Raw genomic sequence first — 16,536 nt, forward strand, 5'->3', positions numbered from 1 at the left:
AAATAGCTAACCCCGATACGACCGCACCCGCTGCACCATCTGCTCGACATGGGCGATCGGCGTCTCCGGCTGGATGCCGTGGCCGAGATTGAAGATCAGCCGGTCCTTGCCGTAATTCTCCAGCACATCGTCGACCGCGCGATCGAGCGCGTCGCCGCCGGCGATTAGCGCGAGCGGATCGAGATTGCCCTGCACCGCGACGCGGCTCTGCACGCGTTCGCGGATCATCGCCGGCTCCGCAGTCCAGTCGATGCTGACGGCGTTGACGCCGGTTGCTTCCACATAGGCGGGAAGCATGCCGGCAGCGCCACGGGGAAAGCCGATGATCTTGGCGCCTGGCACCTGCCTCCGCACGCCCTCGACGATGCGCCGCGCCGGCGCGATCGACCAGCGCTCGAATTCGCGCGGCGGCAGCACGCCCGCCCAGGTGTCGAATAGCTGCAGGCAGTCGGCACCGGCTTTCAACTGACCGACGAGATAGTGGATCGAATTCTCCACCAGTACGTCGATGATCTTTTCGAATGCCGCGGGCTGTCGATAGGCCATCATCCGCGCCGGCGCCTGATCGGGCGTGCCCTGGCCCGCGACCATATAGGTTGCGACCGTCCATGGCGCGCCGCAGAAGCCGATCAGCGCGATCCTGTCGTCGAGCTCGCGCCGCACGCGGCGCAGCGCTTCATAGACCGGCTCGAGCTTTGTGAAGTCTGCATGCGCGGCAAGCGTCTTCACTTTTTCGGGCGTATCGAGCGGATCAAGCCGTGGGCCTTCGCCGGCCTCGAACCGCACCGAGCGTCCCAGTGCATAGGGAATGACGAGGATGTCGGAGAAGATGATCGCCGCATCGAAGTTGAAGCGGCGGATCGGCTGCAGCGTGACTTCGGCGGCATAGTCCGGCGTGAAGCACAGATCGAGGAAGCTGCCGGCCTTGGCCCGCAATTCGCGATATTCGGGCAGATAGCGGCCGGCCTGCCGCATCATCCAGATCGGCGGGATCGGCTGGCGATTGCCGGCAAGCACATCAAGGAGCGGCTTGGGAGAATCTTGGGACAAGAAAGGTTCCTGCTGAAGCGGCTGACATTTTGACGCTTCTGTACACGGCGCGCCGCGTCTGGCCAAGGCAGAACTGGAACCGTCGGAGAGCACGGTGCGTTGATCCCGCGCAAATGGAGGGAGCATATGGCTGAGAAATTCAATCCGGCGCCGCATGACAAGCATGCCGATGACCCGCGCGAGGCGCTCGCCGCCGATCGCGAGACGCACGAGAAACTTGAGGCTGGCCTGGAGCACACCTTTCCGGCCTCCGACCCCGTGAGCGCGGCCCAACCTTCGCCGACCAAGCACGATGGCGAGAGCGAAGACCCGTCGCTCTGGGAAAAAGTGAAGGCAGTGTTCCGCTAGCCGTCGTCGCGAACGAGCCTCCGTCGTCCTCGCGAAAGCGAGGACCCATAACCACAGGATTTAGTGTTACGCTCTGAACTGAGTCCGGAGCCCATCTTGGATGGCGGTGGTTATGGGTCCCGGGTCAAGCCCGGGACGACGGCCACATTTCAATAATGCGGCGGCCGCTCGTTGATCGGAGCGGCCGTGTTGCTTTCGGCTTCCTGCAACCGCTCGCGCAATTCCCCCATTTGCCGCGTCAGCGCATCGATCTGCTTCCATTGCGCGGTGATGGTCTCGTTCAGCGTCTCGATCGTGTCGTCCTGATAGGCGATCCGCGTTTCCAGCGCATCGATGCGCTCGGCGAGTGTCTTCACATCAGGCGTCTTGGCGTCAATCATGGGCGGTCTCTTTTCCGCGCTCGCGCAAGCCGTGGCCGAGCGCGACCCGTTCGTCGAATACGAAACATTCGCCGCGCCAGCGGCTCTCCCGCTTCGGCATCTCTTCCAGATATTTCAGGATGCCGCCCTTGAGGTGGTACACTTCACCGAAGCCGCGCGCGAGCAAAAAGCTGCTCGCCTTCTCGCAGCGGATGCCGCCGGTGCAGAACATCGCGATCTTCCGGTGCCTGGCCGGATCGAGCTCGCGCGCGGCAAAGTCCTTGAACTGTCCGAAACTCTTGATGCCGGGATCGACCGCGCCCTCGAACGTGCCCAGCGCGACCTCGAAGGCGTTGCGGGTGTCGATCACAAGCGTGTCAGGATCGGCGATCAGCGCATTCCACTCGGCGGGATCGACATAGATCCCGACCTGCCGCGTCGGATCGACGGAGGCATCGCCGAGCGTGACGATCTCCTTCTTCAGCCGCACCTTCATTCGCTGGAATGGCATTGCGGAGGCTTCCGAGAATTTCAGTTCCAATCTGTCGAGCCGGCCGCCGAACAGCGCGCCGTGCCGCAGTTCCCCGACAAAGGCGTCGATCGCCTCGGCGCGTCCCGCGGTCGTGCCATTGACGCCCTCGCTCGCCAGCAGGATGCTGCCCCTCAACCCGAGACCCGCAGAAATTGCGTGCAGGGGGTCGCGCAGCTCCCGGTAATCGGGCAGACTGGCGAATTGGTAGAAGGCGGCGACTTTCAGCGGCATGGCGCGGATTTATCAGGCAGTTGGGCCAGCGAAAACCCTTAGTCGGATTTCCCGGCGCAACGCAGCTCTGGCATGCCAGCCATTGCAGAGAACGGCACGAATATGTCATGTAGCTCCCGCCTCGCCGGGAACTCCAATGCAGAACAACCAAGTGAGCTACCTTTAATGAGAAACTTCCATTTCGCCGGCCGCTCCACCGTCCACTCGCTCAACGGCATGGTGGCGACGTCGCACCCGGAGGCCGCGCTGGCGGCGATCGACGTGATGCGCGAGGGCGGCACGGCAGTGGATGCGGCGATCGCCGCGTCAGCGCTGCTGGCGGTGATCGAGCCGCAATCGACCGGCATCGGCGGCGACTGCTTTGCGCTGGTGCAACCGAGAGGCGAGGGCAAGATCACGGCCTATAACGGCTCGGGCCGCGCGCCGATGGCGGCGACCGCGGAATGGTATCTCGAGCGCAAGATCCATTCGGTGCCGCTGACCTCGGCGCATGCGGTGAGCATCCCCGGCGCCGTTGACGCCTGGCAGACGATCCTGAACGATCACGGCGAGTTTGGCCTCGACAGACTGCTGCAGCCGGCGATCAAGGCCGCGGAAGAGGGTTATGTCGTCGCGCCCCGCATCGCCTTCGACTGGAAGAACCAGTTCGAGAAACTGAAGAACGGCACCAACACCGCGCGCTATCTGTTGCCGCACGGCAAGCCCGCGGTCGCGGGCGACGTGATCCGCCAGCCCGAGCTCGGCAAGACGCTGCGTGCGATCGCAAAGGACGGCCCGAAGGCCTTCTACACCGGTGAGATCGCCGAGGACATGGTCGCGACGCTGCGCAGCATCGGCGGCCTGCACACGCTGGACGATTTCGCCAATCACTCGACCGAGGTCACCGCGCCGATCGGCACCATCTACAAGGGCTACGACGTCTGGCAGTGCCCACCGAACGGCCCGGGCATTACCATGCTGTTGATGCTCAACATCCTCTCGCGTTTCGATCTGACCAAGTTCCCCGCGCTCAGCGTCGAACGTTTCCATCTCGAGGCGGAGGCCGCGCGCATCGCCTACATGATGCGCGAGCAGCACATCGGCGATCCGCGGCACGTGCATGTGGATGTCGCCGGCATCCTGGCCAAGGAATTCGCCGACGAATACATCAAGAACATCCGCATGGACCGGCTGCTGGAACTGCCGAATGTCGCGCCGCCGATGAATCCGTCGACGGTCTACATCACCGTGGTCGACAAGGACCGCAACGTCTGCTCCTTCATCAACTCGATCGCGCACTCCTTCGGCTCGGCGATCGTCTCCAACAAGACCGGCATCCTCTTGCAGAACCGCGCCGGCGGCTTCCGCATCCAGCCCGGCCATCCCAACTGCATCGCGCCGGGCAAGCGTCCCCTGCATACGATCATCCCGAGCCTTGCGACCAAGAACGGCCGCGCGATCATGCCGTTCGGCGTGATGGGCGGGCAGTACCAGCCGGTCGGCCAGACCCGTGTGCTGACCAACATCCTCGACTATGGCTGCGACGTGCAGGAAGCGATCGATATGCCGCGCGGCCTGCATTACGAGGGCGTCTATCAGCTCGAGGACAGCGTGCCGGCCGCGATCGTCGAGGGCCTGAAGAAGATAGGGCACAAGACCACCAGCGTGGTTGCTCCGCTCGGTGGCGGGCAGGCGGTCTGGATCGACTGGGACAAGGGCACGCTGACCGGCGGTTCCGATCCGCGCAAGGACGGCTGCGCGCTCGGTTACTAGAGCATTTTCTCGGTTCTGATTGAATCAGAACTGAGGCTCTAGATTCTCCTCTCGACGCGTTTTCTTCACGCGAACCGGTATCCACTTCGCTCGAAGACGCTCCAAGCGCGTCTTCAGCATCCTGGAACTGGCGCTGCTTCACAGCGCTGTGCTTCGTCATCTCCGGAACAACGCTTCACCGCCTTTGTTAGGGCGGTGAGGCGCAGGCGTGCGCCGCAATTCCTTTCGCAAGCGGAGCCCGTCATGGATGACAAGACAAATCCGCAATCTCGTTCCAGCTTCAATCGGCGTTCGTTCCTCGCGGGAGCTGCCGGCGGCGCGATGTTCCCGCTGGCGGCGCGCGCGGCCGGACCGGCGACGACCACGATCCCTTCGACACAGGATCCCACGCTTCCCGTTCCGGTGACGCTGCGCGTCAACGGCCAGGACAACGCCCTCAACATCGATGCGCGCACCACGGTGCTCGACGCGCTGCGCGAGCATATAGGGCTCACCGGCAGCAAGAAGGGCTGCGACCACGGCCAGTGCGGCGCCTGCACCGTGCTGATCGAGGGGCGTCGCGTGCTGTCCTGCCTGACGCTCGCGCTGTCGGCGCAGGATCACGAGATCACCACGATCGAAGGTCTCTCCAACGGCGTCCGGCTGCATCCGATGCAGCAGGCCTTCATCGACCAGGATGCCTTCCAGTGCGGTTATTGCACGCCAGGCCAGATCATGTCGGCGATCGCCTGCGTGAAGGAAGGCCACGCCGGCAGCGACGAGGACATCCGCGAATATATGAGCGGCAACATCTGCCGCTGCGCCGCCTATCCGAACATCGTGGCCGCCGTGAAGCAGGCCGCGCCCGAAATCCTCTCTGGCTAGCAAGGGCATACCCATGCGATCCTTTGCCTATCAAAGAGCCGCCGATCCCTCTGCGGCCATCCAGGCGCTGGCGGCGGCAAGCGCCAGCAATAATCCCCTGACCGAAGCCGAAATCCAGCCGCTTGCCGGCGGCACTACGCTGCTCGACCTGATGAAGCTCGACGTGATGCGCCCGAGCGCAATCGTCGACATCAATCCGCTGTCGCCGACGTGGGCTACGGTCAGCCTGGAGAACGGCAGTCTGCGCCTCGGCGCGATGGCGCGGATGGCCGACGTCGCCGCCAATCCCGAGATCCAGCGGAACTATCCCGTCGTCGCCGACTCGCTGAAGCTTGCCGCGAGCGCGCAGCTTCGCAACATGGCCACCCTCGGCGGCAACGTGCTGCAGCGAACCCGCTGCACCTATTTCCGCGACGTCAGCTATGAGGCCTGCAACAAGCGCAATCCGGGCTCGGGCTGCGCCGCGATGGACGGCTTCAACCGCAGCCACGCGGTGCTCGGCACTTCGGACAAATGCATCGCAACTTATCCCGGCGATTTCGCGCAGGCGCTGATCGCGCTCGATGCGAGCGTGGACATCACCGGCAAGTCGGGCACCCGGACTATTCCCTTTGCGCAACTGCACAAGGCGCCCGGCAACACGCCGCAGCTCGAGACCACGCTCGAGCCGGGTGAACTGATCTCCGGTTTCACCATCCCCGGCCGCTGGCCGCGCTCGGCCTATCTCAAGGTGCGGGACCGCCAGTCCTACGAATTCGCTTTGGCATCGGCTGCGATCGCGCTCGATGTTCAGGACGGCACGGTGCGAGATGCGCGCATCGCACTTGGCGGTGTCGCAACGCTGCCATGGCGGGCGCGCGACGCCGAAGCTGAGCTCAAAGGCCAGAAGTTCGACGATGCACTGGCAGAACGAGTGGCTGAAATCGCCTTTGAAGGCGCATCCGCGCGTAGCCATAATGAATTCAAGATCGAGCTCGGCAAGCGCGTCGTCGCCCGCGCGCTGCATCAGGCCATGACCATGGAGATCTGACGATGACGACAGCCGCTCCCGCTCCCAAAGCCAATATGGGCCAGCCGATCCCGCGCTATGATGCCGTCGCCAAGGTGACCGGGACGGCGCAATATGCTGCCGACATGCCACTGCGCGATCCGGCCTATGCCTATCTCGTCACCAGCGCGATCGCGAAGGGCCGTGTCGACAACTTCGACCTGTCCGAAGCGCAGAAGGTGCGCGGCGTTGTCGATATCGTGACGCATGAGAATGCGGAGCACCTCGAGCCCGCAAAGTTCTTCAGCAATGGCGGCTATGCGTCCACGACCAATCAGCCGCTGCGATCTCCTGACATTGCCGAGGAGGGCCAGATCATCGCGGTCGTGCTCGCGGATACCTATGAGGCGGCGCGCGAGGCCGCGCATCGGGTCAAGGTGAGCTATACGGCGGCGACGCCGACTGCGAGCTTTCATTCGCCCGGCACGGTCGCGGCCCGCGCCAAGGGCCAGCTTGCGATGTTCAAGGACGACCCGAAGGTCGGCGATTTCGACAAGGCGTTCGAGGAGGCGGAGGTGCAGATTTCGGCCGAGTATGAAACGCCGCCGCAGCACCACAATCCGATGGAGCTGTTCGCCACCAGCGTCGCCTGGAATGGCGACAGCCTGACCATCTACGAACCAAGCCAGTTCGTCCACGGCCTGAAGAACGGAGTTGCGACCCAGCTCGGCATTGATCCGGACCGGGTGCATGTGGTCAATCCCTATGTCGGCGGCGCCTTCGGCTCGAAGGGCTCGATGACCCCGCGCACCGCGATCATGGCAAGCATTTCCCGTCGCCTCCGCCGCCCGGTGAAGCTCGTCGCCACGCGCGATCAGGGCTTCAACGTTTCGACCTACCGCGCCGAGACGCGCCATCGCGTCGAACTCGGCGCGACGAGCGACGGCAAGCTGACGGCGTTGCGGCACGAGGGCTGGGAAATTTCCTCGCGCGCGGACGCCTATTGCGTCGGCGGCACCAAGACCACGACGCGGCTCTATGACTGCCCGAAAGTCGACAGCCTGGTCTGGATCGTGCGTGCCGACCGCAACACGCCGGGCTTCATGCGCTCGCCGCCGGAAGTGCCCTACCTCTTCGCGCTGGAAAGCGCGATGGACGAATTGGCGTATCAGTTGAAGATGGACCCGATCGAGCTGCGGCGCGTCAACGACACGAACCGGGAGCCGATCGGCGGCAAGCCTTACACGTCTCGCTCGCTGATGGCCTGTTTCGATGAGGGGGCTAAGGCGTTCGGCTGGGCGGAGCGCAACCGCGAGCCCCGATCGATGGCGGACGGCGAGTGGCTGATCGGCTATGGCTGCGCCACCACCTGCTATCCGACCCAGATGGCGCCGGCCGCGGCCCGCGTGCGGCTGCGGCGCGATGGGCGCGTGCGCGTCGAGATCGCCGGTCACGAGATCGGCAATGGCGCCTACACCGTTATAGCGCAGGCGGCCGCCACGAGGCTCGAGGTTCCCGTCGAGAAGGTCACCGTCGTGATCGGCGACAGCGACTTGCCGCCGGCGCCGGTGGCCGGCGGCTCGAACTCGACCGCGAGCACCTGCTCCACCGTGATGATGGTGTGCGACCAGGTCAGGCAGCGGCTGCTCAAGGCCATGATGCCGAACCAAGGGCAGACCGTCGGCCAGACGCCGTCAGGCGGAGCCTCGCGCAGCGACCAGCGGCTCGATCTCGACCGTGAGGCAGCGTTCGACGCGCTCGGCGTCAGCGTGATCGAGGAATATGGCGAGTGGAAACCCGACGGCGCGCCGGCGGACTCATTCCGCGCCATGCATAACGGCCAGGTGCGCATGGTCGGCGGCCCGGAGTTCGGCGGCAGGATCGCCTACGCTTTCGGCGCCGACTTCGTCGAGGTGCGCGTCAACCGCTTCACGCATGAGATCCGGGTGCCGCGCGTGCTCGGCGCGTTTGCCGCCGGCCACATCATGAACCCGCGCACCGCGCGCAGCCAGCTGATGGGCGGCCTGATCTGGGGCGTGGCCTCCGCGCTGCATGAGGCAACCGAACTCGACGAGCGCTATGCGCGCTACGTCAATGACAATCTCGCCGACTATCTCGTCCCGGTGAACGCCGATATTCCTGACGTTGAGGTGATCCTGCTCTCGGAGGAGGACACGCAGATCAATCCGGCCGGCGTGAAGGGGCTTGGCGAACTCGGCAATGTCGGCACCAACGCGGCCGTCTGCAACGCGATCTTCCACGCCACCGGTCAGCGCATCCGGACATTGCCAGTGCGTTTGGAAAAGATCGAGGTATAGCGCGTCGAAAAAGAGCTAGGGAAATCGCCTGCCTTGCGTTAGAGACGTGCCGCCCTACGTAAAGAAGGTAGTTGCGATGCACTCCAGCCGACGTACCATCGTCAAGACCATCGCTGCCGTCGCGGCCGCGATTTCCGTTCCCGCCATGTCGAAGATGGCATCGGCCCAACCAGCAGGAAAAACCGTGACGACACCTTCAGGACTGCAGATTATCGATACCAAGGAGGGCACTGGTGCTTTCCCGAAGCCCGGCCAGATCTGCGTCATGCATTACACCGGCTGGCTCTACGAGAACGGCCAGAAGGGCAAGAAATTCGACTCGTCGGTGGATCGCAACGAGCCGTTCGAGTTTCCGATCGGCCAGCGCAAGGTCATCACCGGCTGGGACGAGGGCGTCGCCACGATGAAGGTCGGCGGCAAGCGCACCCTCATCATCCCGCCCAATCTGGGCTACGGCGCGCGCGGCGCCGGCGGCGTGATCCCGCCGAATGCGACGCTGATGTTCGACGTCGAATTGCTGGCCGTGAAGTAAAGGCCGGGTTCTCTCTCTCCGTCATGCCCGGGCTCGTCCCGGGCATCCACGCGCTTTCGACCCGACTGGCCAAGACGTGGATGGCCGGGTCAAGCCCGGCCATGACGAGCAGAGGTGTCTGGTTTCATCTGGCCTGCGACCGCGTTTTTCTGTAGCGTTGTCGCGACAGTCTTTTGAAGGCAGCAGAGATGACCGCCACCCACGACCACTCGCATTCCCACGATCACGACGAACGCTGGAAGCATGACGGCGTCCGCGTCATTCCCGGCAACCAGCTCGATCCGAACGTGCCGTCGACGGCCGGCATGGACCGCAAGGCCGCGATCAACTTTGCCCGCGTCGGCGCGCAAAAACTTTGGGCCGGCACCGTCACCATCAAGCCCGACGCCAAGACCGGCGCGCACCATCACGGCCATCTCGAAAGCATCATCTATGTCGTGAAAGGCAAGGCGCGGATGCGCTGGGGTGAACACCTGCAATTCACGGCGGAAGCCGGCCCCGGCGATTTCATCTTCGTGCCGCCCTATGTGCCGCACCAGGAGATCAACCCCAGCCCGGACGAAGTGCTCGAATGCGTGCTGGTCCGCAGCGACGGCGAGGCGGTCGCGATCAACCTCGACATCGAGCCGGTGGAGAAGCCGGAGACGGTGTTGTGGGTCGATCCGGTGCACCGGCATCCGGATGAGAAGAAGTGACGGAGCGGTACTCTAGAATTGCCGCGATCGATACTGCTCGTACTCCAGCCGGCACGCTTTGCTGAACCCATGCAGGAGGTCGATGGTGTGGTCTTTGACCATGCCTCGCATCTCGACGAAGCTCTTGTCGGGCTCGGCATAGGTATCGAGGATTCTCTGCGCAACCCGTTCGGCCTCGTCAACGATCTCGGCGGATGACAACACCCGCATCCGCGAGATCTTGGCATAAAGCCCGACCAGATCCGGAACGTCGGGATTCTCATGCTGGAGCGCGTCGATGTAGCATTTTGACGCGATCTCGATGAATTCGCGATAGATGTCCTGCCGGCGCAGATTTTCGCCGGCAGACCATTGCGAATGCACCATGGCGCGCTGGGTGAACCAGGCGGCCGTTGCCGACGTCAGCCCTCCGATGGCAGCACCGGCGAGTGCCGCAAAACCCGAGATCAGCGATGCATCGATCATTCGACGATCATAGCTGGGCGGCGTGGTTTGAAAAGTTCAGCCTATCATTGCTGACGGCTCGGTCGGCTCAAGAAGTCCAGCAGGCGCTGATCTTCGGCGCCGCGGCGGGGCCAGTGTCAAGCCCGGTCTTCCAATGCAGGCATTTGGTGGTTCGCCCGATCCCGGGATTGAAGGCATTGCAGGGGTCGAGCGCCTTGTAGTGTTCTACCAGCGCCGGCTTCGCGTGATAGAGATGGCCGACATTGTGCTCGGCCGGATATTCGGCGCCGCGCTGATCGAGCAGTTTCCACATCTGCTTCTCGATCGCCGAACAATCTTGTCCTTTCGCCACGATGTAGTCCTGGTGGAAGACGTGGCAGAAGAAGTGGCCGTAATAGAGCTTGTGCAGAAGCTTTGCGTCGATGTCGGGCGGCAGGCTTTCACACCACTGCTCGTCGTTGCGGCGGAGCGCGACATCCAGGGCAACGATGTCCTCGACCTCGCGGCCGTGGACGGCGCGATAGCGCACCGCAGCGCCTGCGGCGGCGAAGCGGTGGAGCATCGCCTTGGCGCCCTCGTCGTCGGTACAGGTGAAGAAGTCGCCGTTCTCTGAGGGAAAGATCGATTTCAAATATTGAGCGGCTTCCTCGATGCCGTCATCACCCATTTGCAGGATCAGGTGATGCTCGAAGCGATCGCGATACTCCATCATCCTCTTCGGCAGGTGACGGGGAAACAGCGAGCTTGCAAATTGCATGATTCTGTCGCTGAGGTTGCCCGGCAGGAAAGCTAGGCGCTCGCAAATGCCGTCAAAGCGTCCCTTGATTGCGAACAGCATGGGCAGCCAGGCGGTGCCGAGATAGTGGATCGCGAGAAAAGTATCCTTGCCGTATTTTTCCGCGATGTCGAAGGCTGTGCGGTGCAGATATTCGCCGGAGATCGGCAGCGATTTGAACCCGGCCAGGATGTGCCGGCGGATCGTCTCGAGTTCGGAAGGATCGTTGGAGCCAATATAGAAGGCGCCGGTTCGCGCGGTCTTGGCGAAGGTGTCGAGCCGCACCGCCATCAGCATGACCTTGCCGGCGCTGCCCGATGCCTCGAACAGCCGGTGCGGATCGGCATTGAAGCGAGCAGCGGTCGGCGCCTCGATGTCGCGGACATGCGTCGCATAATCATGGTCGGACGCCAGCCGGTTCGGATCGTTTGCGACGTCGGCTTCCGTGAAGGCTCCCTTCTCCAGCCTTTCCAGCATCGCCTCGGGATCATTGCCGAGATTGATGCCGAGATGGTTGACGAGATGAACGTCGCCGGCCTCATCCAGCCGGGCGAACAGGGCGAGCTGCGTGAAGGCAGGGCCGCGGTGGATCAGCGCGCCGCCTGAATTGTTGCAGATACCGCCGAACACGGAGGCACCGATGCAGGACGAGCCGATCACGGAATGAGGGTCCCGCCCCAGCGGCCGCAACCGGTCCTCGAGCTGGTAGAGCGTCGCACCGGGCAGGCACACCACCTGCTTGCCTTCGTTGACAAGATGGATGCCGGTGATCCGCATGGTGTTGATCAACACGATGCCGCGGTCATAGTCGTTGCCGTCGGGCGTCGAGCCACCGGTAAGGCCGGTATTGGCGGCCTGCATGATCACGATCTTGTTGGCGGCGGCGCAGGCTTGCAACACCCGCCACTGCTCGACGAGGGTGCCGGGACGGACCACCGCGACGACCGAACCATGTCCGAAACGGAAGCCGGTGCAGAATCTGCGGGTGCTCTCCATGCCGGTCAGCACATGGGATCTTCCGACGATACCGGAAAGACGCTTAAGGAGGGCGGCGTCATCCGTGACGCTCGTGCGGCCATCATTGATCGAGCCGGGTGACAGACGAACAGCAGGCTCCATGGCGAAGGGCTCCGACTATTTCAACACAGCCGTGGTCGTCTATTCGTAAGGCTGACTTCTCAGGAATGTCAAAAGCCAAGGGCCGGATTTTGCAACCTTGACGCAGGCGTGATGCAAGATCACCGTGCGAATAGACAAGTCATGAGTCGGCTTTGCCCCGCCGGCATAGGATCACGAGATCGTCGGCGTAGGTCACGATGCGAGTGCCGAGGCTTCGCTCGAGACCGAGCATCTTCCATCCCAGCACGAACCGGCGCATGTAGAGATTCGCCAGCAATGGGGAGATGGGTGAACCTTGCGGGATGCCGCGCCGCTTGTAACTCAAAGACGCCATGCGCTCTCCCGTCATTCCGGGGCTCGCGGAGCGAGAACCCGGAATCTCGCGCCACAGCGTCGGAAGAGAGAGTCCCCCGTCATTGCGAGGAGCGCAGCGACGAAGCAATCCATGCCTCCACAAGTGGTGAGATGGATTGCTTCGCTTGCGCTCGCAATGACGGTGAGCTTGAAGCTCACGCAAACACGCGGTGGTCAATCGTCCCGTTCGGCACCACGTAGCCGTAGCGCATGTTCGACGGTTCTACGCCGGCCTTTTCGTACTCGGCTCGCATCATCGCGAAGCGGTCGCCCTTCAATTCCAGCATCGCGCGCTTGGGCTGGACGTCGTAGAGCCGGGCATTGTTATCGCCGAAGATCGCGCGCTTCACCGGTCCGTCCGCAGGCCCGAGCGGCGCATAGCCGAACTTCTTCTGCATCGCCTCGGGGATCTCGAGCCTTCTGAGGCCCTCGATCTGCCATTGCGGTGCACCCGTCCAGAGCGAGTCCGTGCCCCAGCAGACGTGGTCGACGCCGAGGCCCTTGATCAGCGTGCCCATCAGCGCGGCGCAGACATTCGGCTCCGCCACCAGCGTGGTGGCAAACAATTGTCCGACATCGCCATAGACGTTGTTGACGCCATACTGCGCGGGGATGTCGGCGAGGTCGCTGGTCCAGGCAATGCGGCCAGTGCGCTCGAACTCGGCGAGCGCCACCTTGGGGTCGCCGCCGACATGGCGATAGGCGGAGTGATAGATGATGAAGTTGAGCTGCGGCCAGTCTTTCGCGGCTTGCCCGACATCGGCGACGTCGGCGAAGCCGCGCAGGTTCGGATATTGCTTCTCGATGCCCGGCGGGAACAGTCCCTTGTGCACGCAGACATTCTTGATGCCCGCCTTCACCATCTTCTCGTAGCCCTTGTAGGCGACCTTCTCGTCGTCCATCCGCCACGGATAGCGGCTGATCTCCTTGTGGGTGTTGTCGCCGATCGTGTAGCCCTTGCAGGACTCCGGCTTCAGCGCCAGCGCCGCATCGAGCTTGTCGAGCCAGCCGGGCTGGCCGGGCGTGAAGATCGCGTGACAGAACACCCGCCGCGAGCCGGCCTCGTCGTTGATCTTCTTGCGCGCGTCCGCCATCTGCTCGTTGGTCAGGAACCAGTCCTGCTCGATGTCCGATGGCGCCGACGAGATCAGCGCGATCTTGGTGTCGGAGTCGAGAAACATCTCTTTCTTGTAGTTGTTGAACTTCAGATCCTCGATGGTCTGCTCGTGGTCGCTGAGCTGCTTGTTCCAGCCGGCCTTGCCGACCGCCTTGCGCATCTCGACAAAGCCCATGATGCGGGTGTCGTCGCGCAGGAAATGCGTGTGCATGTCCATGATGAACTGGTCTTTCAGCGCGTCCGCGCGTTCCTGCGCCATCGCTGGCGTTGCGGCCTCGGCCCTGCTCACCGCGAACAGCGGTCCATAGACCTCGTTCATCGCCACGAAGGAGGCTGCCATGCCGGCGGCGGTCTGGAAGAATCTGCGGCGATCCATGCCTTGCCTGGCGCCGATCTCGTCGGCCATTGCGAGCAGCCGCGCCTCGACCTCGCGCTGCCGTTCGTTCTGCGGGTCGGGATAGAACTCGTCGCTGGAGACGATCTGGGTCGGGATCGGTGTCGGATATTGGCAAAGTTCCGACGGCATCAAAGCTGCAAGTTCTTCTTCGGTGAGATTGCTGCTCATGAAGTGCTCCCTGATTGCGCCGGGTTTTCTCCGGTCTGGCGGTGGCAAAGACTAGGCTCAGTTTTGCAAAGCGTCCGCGACTTCTTCCCGCGGCAATGTTCACAAACGCGTGCGCCGAGTCTTGCAACGCGTGCGTACAGCGCGATTATCTCCAGCTCTCTCGCAACGCCGCGCCAACGCTGCTAAAGTCGTGACCGACGATCGGACGGAGAATCCGAAACCACCGGGGAGATGAGCGATGGCGCGTTCCGAACACAGGGTCCCACGGCGCACGATCATCAAGAGCATCGGCGCCGGCATTGCCACCGGTGCAATCGGCGCGCCGCCCGCGCAGGCGGAGTCGGCGGTTCCCTCGCCCGGCGAGGAGATCTGGAGCAGCGAATACTGGGCGAAGAAGGGCGATGTCCCGCTTTGGATGTACCGCAAGCGGATCGGCGCCCCGCAAGCCGGAGAGCCGTCGCGGCCGGTAGTGTTTTTCGTCCACGGCTCATCGGTGACCTCGCGCGCGTTCGACGTCAGCGTGCCCGGCAAGGGCGAATACTCCGTGATGAATGAATTCGCCCGCTATGGTTTCGACTGCTGGACCATGGATCACGAGAATTACGGCAAGTCGGGTCGCACCTCGAGCAATTCCGATATCGCCAGCGGCGTCGAGGACCTGAAAGCCGCGGTCGAGGTCATCGCCGGTGCGACCGGCCGGCAGAAATACCATTTCGTCGGCGAGTCCTCGGGCGCGCTGCGCGCCGGCGCCTACGCCATGGCCGCGCCCGAGCGCATCGATCGGCTGGTGTTTGCGGCCTTCACCTACAAGGGCGAGGGATCGCCGACACTGGCAAAGCGCGCCGAACAGCTCGACTATTTCCGCTCGCACAATATGCGCAAGCGCGACCGCGACATGATCCGCTCGATCGCGACCCGCGACAAGCCCGGCACCTCCGACCCCGCGGTGATGGAAGCGCTCGCGGATGCGGAATTGCAGTTCGGCGACCAGATTCCGACCGGCACCTATCTCGACATGACCGCCAATCTGCCGGTGGTGCATCCGGAAAAGGTGCTGGCGCCGGTGCTGCTGGTCCGCGGCGAATATGACGGCATTGCGACGGTCGCCGATCTCGAAGAATTCTTCAACCGGCTGCCGAACGGCGATCGCCAGTTCGTCATCCTCCCCGGGACCGCTCATTCGGTGGTGCTCGCGATCAACCGGCAGTTGTTCTGGCATGTGACGCGCTCGTTCCTGACCATGCCGACGCCGATTGCGACGTAATGACGCGACTTTCTCCACCGTCATTGCGAGGAGCGCAGCGACGAAGCAATCCATGTCTTCGCAGGTGGCGAAATGGATTGCTTCGCTGCGCTCGCAATGACGGGTGGGGTTCCTGCCGCAAAAAATTTTGCACCCCCCTTGTCGGACTCCCGCCCGCCCATCCGTCCTTGGGCCGAACCCCATGCAAAGGAGCCCTTGATGTCCAAAATGATCTTCGTGAACCTGCCGGTCAGCGATCTCGCCCGCTCGACCGCCTTCTACCAGGCGATCGGCGCCGCCAAGAATCCGCAGTTCTCCGACGATACCGCCTCCTGCATGGTGTTCTCCGACACCATTCACGTCATGCTGCTCACGCATGACAAATTCCGGCAGTTCACGCCGAAGAAGATCGCTGACGCCAAAACGTCGAGCGAGGTCCTGATTTGCCTTTCCGCCGACGGCCGCGATGCCGTCGACGACATGGTTGGCAAGGCCACCGGCGCCGGCGGCAGTGCCGACCCCGGGCCGAAGCAGGATTTCGGCTTCATGTACGGCCGCAGCTTCGAGGATCCGGACGGTCACATCTGGGAAGTGATGTGGATGGATCTCGAAGCGGCCGCCAAAGCCGCGACCGCTGGCGCTTGATCGTCGATCGCGTAGAGGAGTTTCTCATGTCCAAGATTACCCCTTGCCTGTGGTTCGACGGCGAAGCCGAGGAAGCCGCCAAGCTCTACGTTTCGCTGTTGCCGGATTCCCGCATCGACACGGTCCAGAAGAACATCATCGATGGTCCCGCCGGCAAAGCCGGTACAGTGCTGTTGGTGGAGTTCACATTGGCTGGTCAGCGCTTCATGGCGCTGAACGGCGGGATGAAAATGGAATACACTTACGCCGCCTCGTTCGTGATCGACTGCGCGGACCAGGCCGAGGTCGATCGGCTCTGGGACGCACTGCTCGCCAATGGCGGCAAGGCCGAGCAATGCGGCTGGCTCAGGGACCGCTTCGGCGTCCCCTGGCAGATCGTGCCGAGCGTGCTGCCCAAATATCTCAGCGGCCCGGACAAGGCCGGCGCAGCGCGCGCGATGCAAGCCATGCTCGGCATGGTCAAGCTCGATATCGAAGGCCTCCGCCGCGCGTATGAGGGGAAGTCAGCGGCATAATCCGCGCAGATGCGTAGGGTGGGCAAAGCGCAGCGTGCCCACCTTTCTTGCACCGAACGTGGATGGTGGGCACGCTGCGCTTTGCCCACC

At 63.4% G+C, this 16,536-nt stretch carries 17 protein-coding genes; 10 read left to right on the forward strand and 7 right to left on the reverse strand.

Annotated features, from left to right (window positions below):
• Positions 1-6 precede the first annotated feature (6 nt).
• The gene (gene hemE / locus ACZXDY_RS32825) at positions 7-1,050 is read right to left on the reverse strand and encodes a uroporphyrinogen decarboxylase (protein ID WP_464348373.1); all 1,044 of its coding nucleotides are present in this window, start codon (positions 1,048-1,050) and stop codon (positions 7-9) included.
• Positions 1,051-1,176: 126 nt separating this feature from the next.
• On the opposite strand from hemE, the gene ACZXDY_RS32830 reads away from it, so the two are divergent.
• Positions 1,177-1,398 (forward strand): hypothetical protein, encoded by a 222-nt coding sequence (locus ACZXDY_RS32830; RefSeq protein ID WP_028162593.1) that lies wholly within the window; start codon positions 1,177-1,179, stop codon positions 1,396-1,398.
• A gap of 149 nt (positions 1,399-1,547) precedes the next feature.
• Here ACZXDY_RS32830 and ACZXDY_RS32835 read toward each other — a convergent pair whose 3' ends face one another.
• Together ACZXDY_RS32835 and trhO are read right to left on the reverse strand one after the other, a co-directional pair.
• Positions 1,548-1,778: a SlyX family protein gene (locus tag ACZXDY_RS32835; protein ID WP_208821557.1), complete on the reverse strand. Its 231-nt coding sequence runs from the start codon at positions 1,776-1,778 to the stop codon at positions 1,548-1,550.
• Positions 1,771-2,520, reverse strand: coding sequence for an oxygen-dependent tRNA uridine(34) hydroxylase TrhO (gene trhO / locus ACZXDY_RS32840; RefSeq protein WP_464348374.1), 750 nt, complete (start codon positions 2,518-2,520; stop codon positions 1,771-1,773). The genes ACZXDY_RS32835 and trhO overlap by 8 nt, the downstream gene beginning before the upstream one ends.
• Positions 2,521-2,685: 165 nt before the next feature.
• Here trhO and ggt point away from each other — a divergent pair, with 165 nt between their 5' ends.
• The 6 genes from ggt (at position 2,686) to ACZXDY_RS32870 (ending at position 9,669) form a co-directional block, all read left to right on the forward strand.
• A complete protein-coding gene (gene ggt / locus ACZXDY_RS32845) occupies positions 2,686-4,272 on the forward strand; it encodes a gamma-glutamyltransferase (RefSeq protein WP_464348375.1) in 1,587 nt (528 codons plus the stop codon).
• A 243-nt stretch (positions 4,273-4,515) separates the two neighbouring features.
• Entirely contained in the window at positions 4,516-5,136 is a 621-nt protein-coding gene (locus tag ACZXDY_RS32850) for a (2Fe-2S)-binding protein (RefSeq protein WP_464348376.1), read from the forward strand.
• Between the two features lie 13 nt (positions 5,137-5,149).
• Positions 5,150-6,166, forward strand: a complete 1,017-nt coding sequence (locus ACZXDY_RS32855) for an FAD binding domain-containing protein (RefSeq protein ID WP_464348377.1) — start codon at positions 5,150-5,152, stop codon at positions 6,164-6,166.
• 2 nt (positions 6,167-6,168) lie between these two features.
• The gene (locus tag ACZXDY_RS32860) at positions 6,169-8,442 is read left to right on the forward strand and encodes a xanthine dehydrogenase family protein molybdopterin-binding subunit (RefSeq protein ID WP_464348378.1); all 2,274 of its coding nucleotides are present in this window, start codon (positions 6,169-6,171) and stop codon (positions 8,440-8,442) included.
• Positions 8,443-8,587: 145 nt separating this feature from the next.
• Entirely contained in the window at positions 8,588-8,974 is a 387-nt protein-coding gene (locus ACZXDY_RS32865; RefSeq protein ID WP_245287222.1) for an FKBP-type peptidyl-prolyl cis-trans isomerase, read from the forward strand.
• A 188-nt stretch (positions 8,975-9,162) separates the two neighbouring features.
• Positions 9,163-9,669: a cupin domain-containing protein gene (locus ACZXDY_RS32870; RefSeq protein WP_464348379.1), complete on the forward strand. Its 507-nt coding sequence runs from the start codon at positions 9,163-9,165 to the stop codon at positions 9,667-9,669.
• Between the two features lie 12 nt (positions 9,670-9,681).
• On the opposite strand, the gene ACZXDY_RS32875 is transcribed toward ACZXDY_RS32870, so the two are convergent.
• From ACZXDY_RS32875 to ACZXDY_RS32890, 4 genes are all read right to left on the reverse strand, one after another.
• Positions 9,682-10,134, reverse strand: coding sequence for a hypothetical protein (locus tag ACZXDY_RS32875; protein ID WP_464348380.1), 453 nt, complete (start codon positions 10,132-10,134; stop codon positions 9,682-9,684).
• Positions 10,135-10,201: 67 nt separating this feature from the next.
• Positions 10,202-12,007 carry a D-lactate dehydrogenase gene (dld, locus tag ACZXDY_RS32880; RefSeq protein WP_464348381.1) on the reverse strand — a complete coding sequence of 602 codons (1,806 nt, stop codon included), beginning with the start codon at positions 12,005-12,007 and terminating at the stop codon, positions 10,202-10,204.
• A 139-nt stretch (positions 12,008-12,146) separates the two neighbouring features.
• Positions 12,147-12,341: a reverse transcriptase domain-containing protein gene (locus ACZXDY_RS32885; RefSeq protein ID WP_464348382.1), complete on the reverse strand. Its 195-nt coding sequence runs from the start codon at positions 12,339-12,341 to the stop codon at positions 12,147-12,149.
• 175 nt (positions 12,342-12,516) lie between these two features.
• Positions 12,517-14,043, reverse strand: coding sequence for an amidohydrolase family protein (locus ACZXDY_RS32890; RefSeq protein WP_464348383.1), 1,527 nt, complete (start codon positions 14,041-14,043; stop codon positions 12,517-12,519).
• A gap of 238 nt (positions 14,044-14,281) precedes the next feature.
• Here ACZXDY_RS32890 and ACZXDY_RS32895 point away from each other — a divergent pair, with 238 nt between their 5' ends.
• From ACZXDY_RS32895 to ACZXDY_RS32905, 3 genes are all read left to right on the forward strand, one after another.
• Complete coding sequence (locus ACZXDY_RS32895; RefSeq protein WP_464348384.1) at positions 14,282-15,307, forward strand: alpha/beta hydrolase; 1,026 nt, start codon at positions 14,282-14,284, stop codon at positions 15,305-15,307.
• 198 nt (positions 15,308-15,505) lie between these two features.
• On the forward strand, positions 15,506-15,931 hold the full coding sequence (locus ACZXDY_RS32900) for a VOC family protein (protein WP_028162581.1): 426 nt from the start codon (positions 15,506-15,508) through the stop codon (positions 15,929-15,931).
• A 26-nt stretch (positions 15,932-15,957) separates the two neighbouring features.
• Positions 15,958-16,446: a VOC family protein gene (locus tag ACZXDY_RS32905; RefSeq protein WP_464348385.1), complete on the forward strand. Its 489-nt coding sequence runs from the start codon at positions 15,958-15,960 to the stop codon at positions 16,444-16,446.
• The last annotated feature ends 90 nt before the right edge of the window (positions 16,447-16,536 follow it).

It is taken from the genome of Bradyrhizobium sp. LeoB3 (assembly GCF_055456055.1).

Excerpts from the sequence above, each read along its gene's own strand:
- ACZXDY_RS32830 (WP_028162593.1), top strand. The coding sequence starts at position 1,177 with ATGGCTGAGAAATTCAATCCGGCGCCGCATGACAAGCATGCCGATGAC.
- ACZXDY_RS32835 (WP_208821557.1), bottom strand. The coding sequence starts at position 1,778 with ATGATTGACGCCAAGACGCCTGATGTGAAGACACTCGCCGAGCGCATC.
- trhO (WP_464348374.1), bottom strand. The coding sequence starts at position 2,520 with ATGCCGCTGAAAGTCGCCGCCTTCTACCAATTCGCCAGTCTGCCCGAT.
- ggt (WP_464348375.1), top strand. The coding sequence starts at position 2,686 with ATGAGAAACTTCCATTTCGCCGGCCGCTCCACCGTCCACTCGCTCAAC.
- ACZXDY_RS32850 (WP_464348376.1), top strand. The coding sequence starts at position 4,516 with ATGGATGACAAGACAAATCCGCAATCTCGTTCCAGCTTCAATCGGCGT.
- ACZXDY_RS32855 (WP_464348377.1), top strand. The coding sequence starts at position 5,150 with ATGCGATCCTTTGCCTATCAAAGAGCCGCCGATCCCTCTGCGGCCATC.
- ACZXDY_RS32860 (WP_464348378.1), top strand. The coding sequence starts at position 6,169 with ATGACGACAGCCGCTCCCGCTCCCAAAGCCAATATGGGCCAGCCGATC.
- ACZXDY_RS32865 (WP_245287222.1), top strand. The coding sequence starts at position 8,588 with ATGTCGAAGATGGCATCGGCCCAACCAGCAGGAAAAACCGTGACGACA.
- ACZXDY_RS32870 (WP_464348379.1), top strand. The coding sequence starts at position 9,163 with ATGACCGCCACCCACGACCACTCGCATTCCCACGATCACGACGAACGC.
- ACZXDY_RS32875 (WP_464348380.1), bottom strand. The coding sequence starts at position 10,134 with ATGATCGATGCATCGCTGATCTCGGGTTTTGCGGCACTCGCCGGTGCT.
- dld (WP_464348381.1), bottom strand. The coding sequence starts at position 12,007 with ATGGAGCCTGCTGTTCGTCTGTCACCCGGCTCGATCAATGATGGCCGC.
- ACZXDY_RS32885 (WP_464348382.1), bottom strand. The coding sequence starts at position 12,341 with ATGGCGTCTTTGAGTTACAAGCGGCGCGGCATCCCGCAAGGTTCACCC.
- ACZXDY_RS32890 (WP_464348383.1), bottom strand. The coding sequence starts at position 14,043 with ATGAGCAGCAATCTCACCGAAGAAGAACTTGCAGCTTTGATGCCGTCG.
- ACZXDY_RS32895 (WP_464348384.1), top strand. The coding sequence starts at position 14,282 with ATGGCGCGTTCCGAACACAGGGTCCCACGGCGCACGATCATCAAGAGC.
- ACZXDY_RS32900 (WP_028162581.1), top strand. The coding sequence starts at position 15,506 with ATGTCCAAAATGATCTTCGTGAACCTGCCGGTCAGCGATCTCGCCCGC.
- ACZXDY_RS32905 (WP_464348385.1), top strand. The coding sequence starts at position 15,958 with ATGTCCAAGATTACCCCTTGCCTGTGGTTCGACGGCGAAGCCGAGGAA.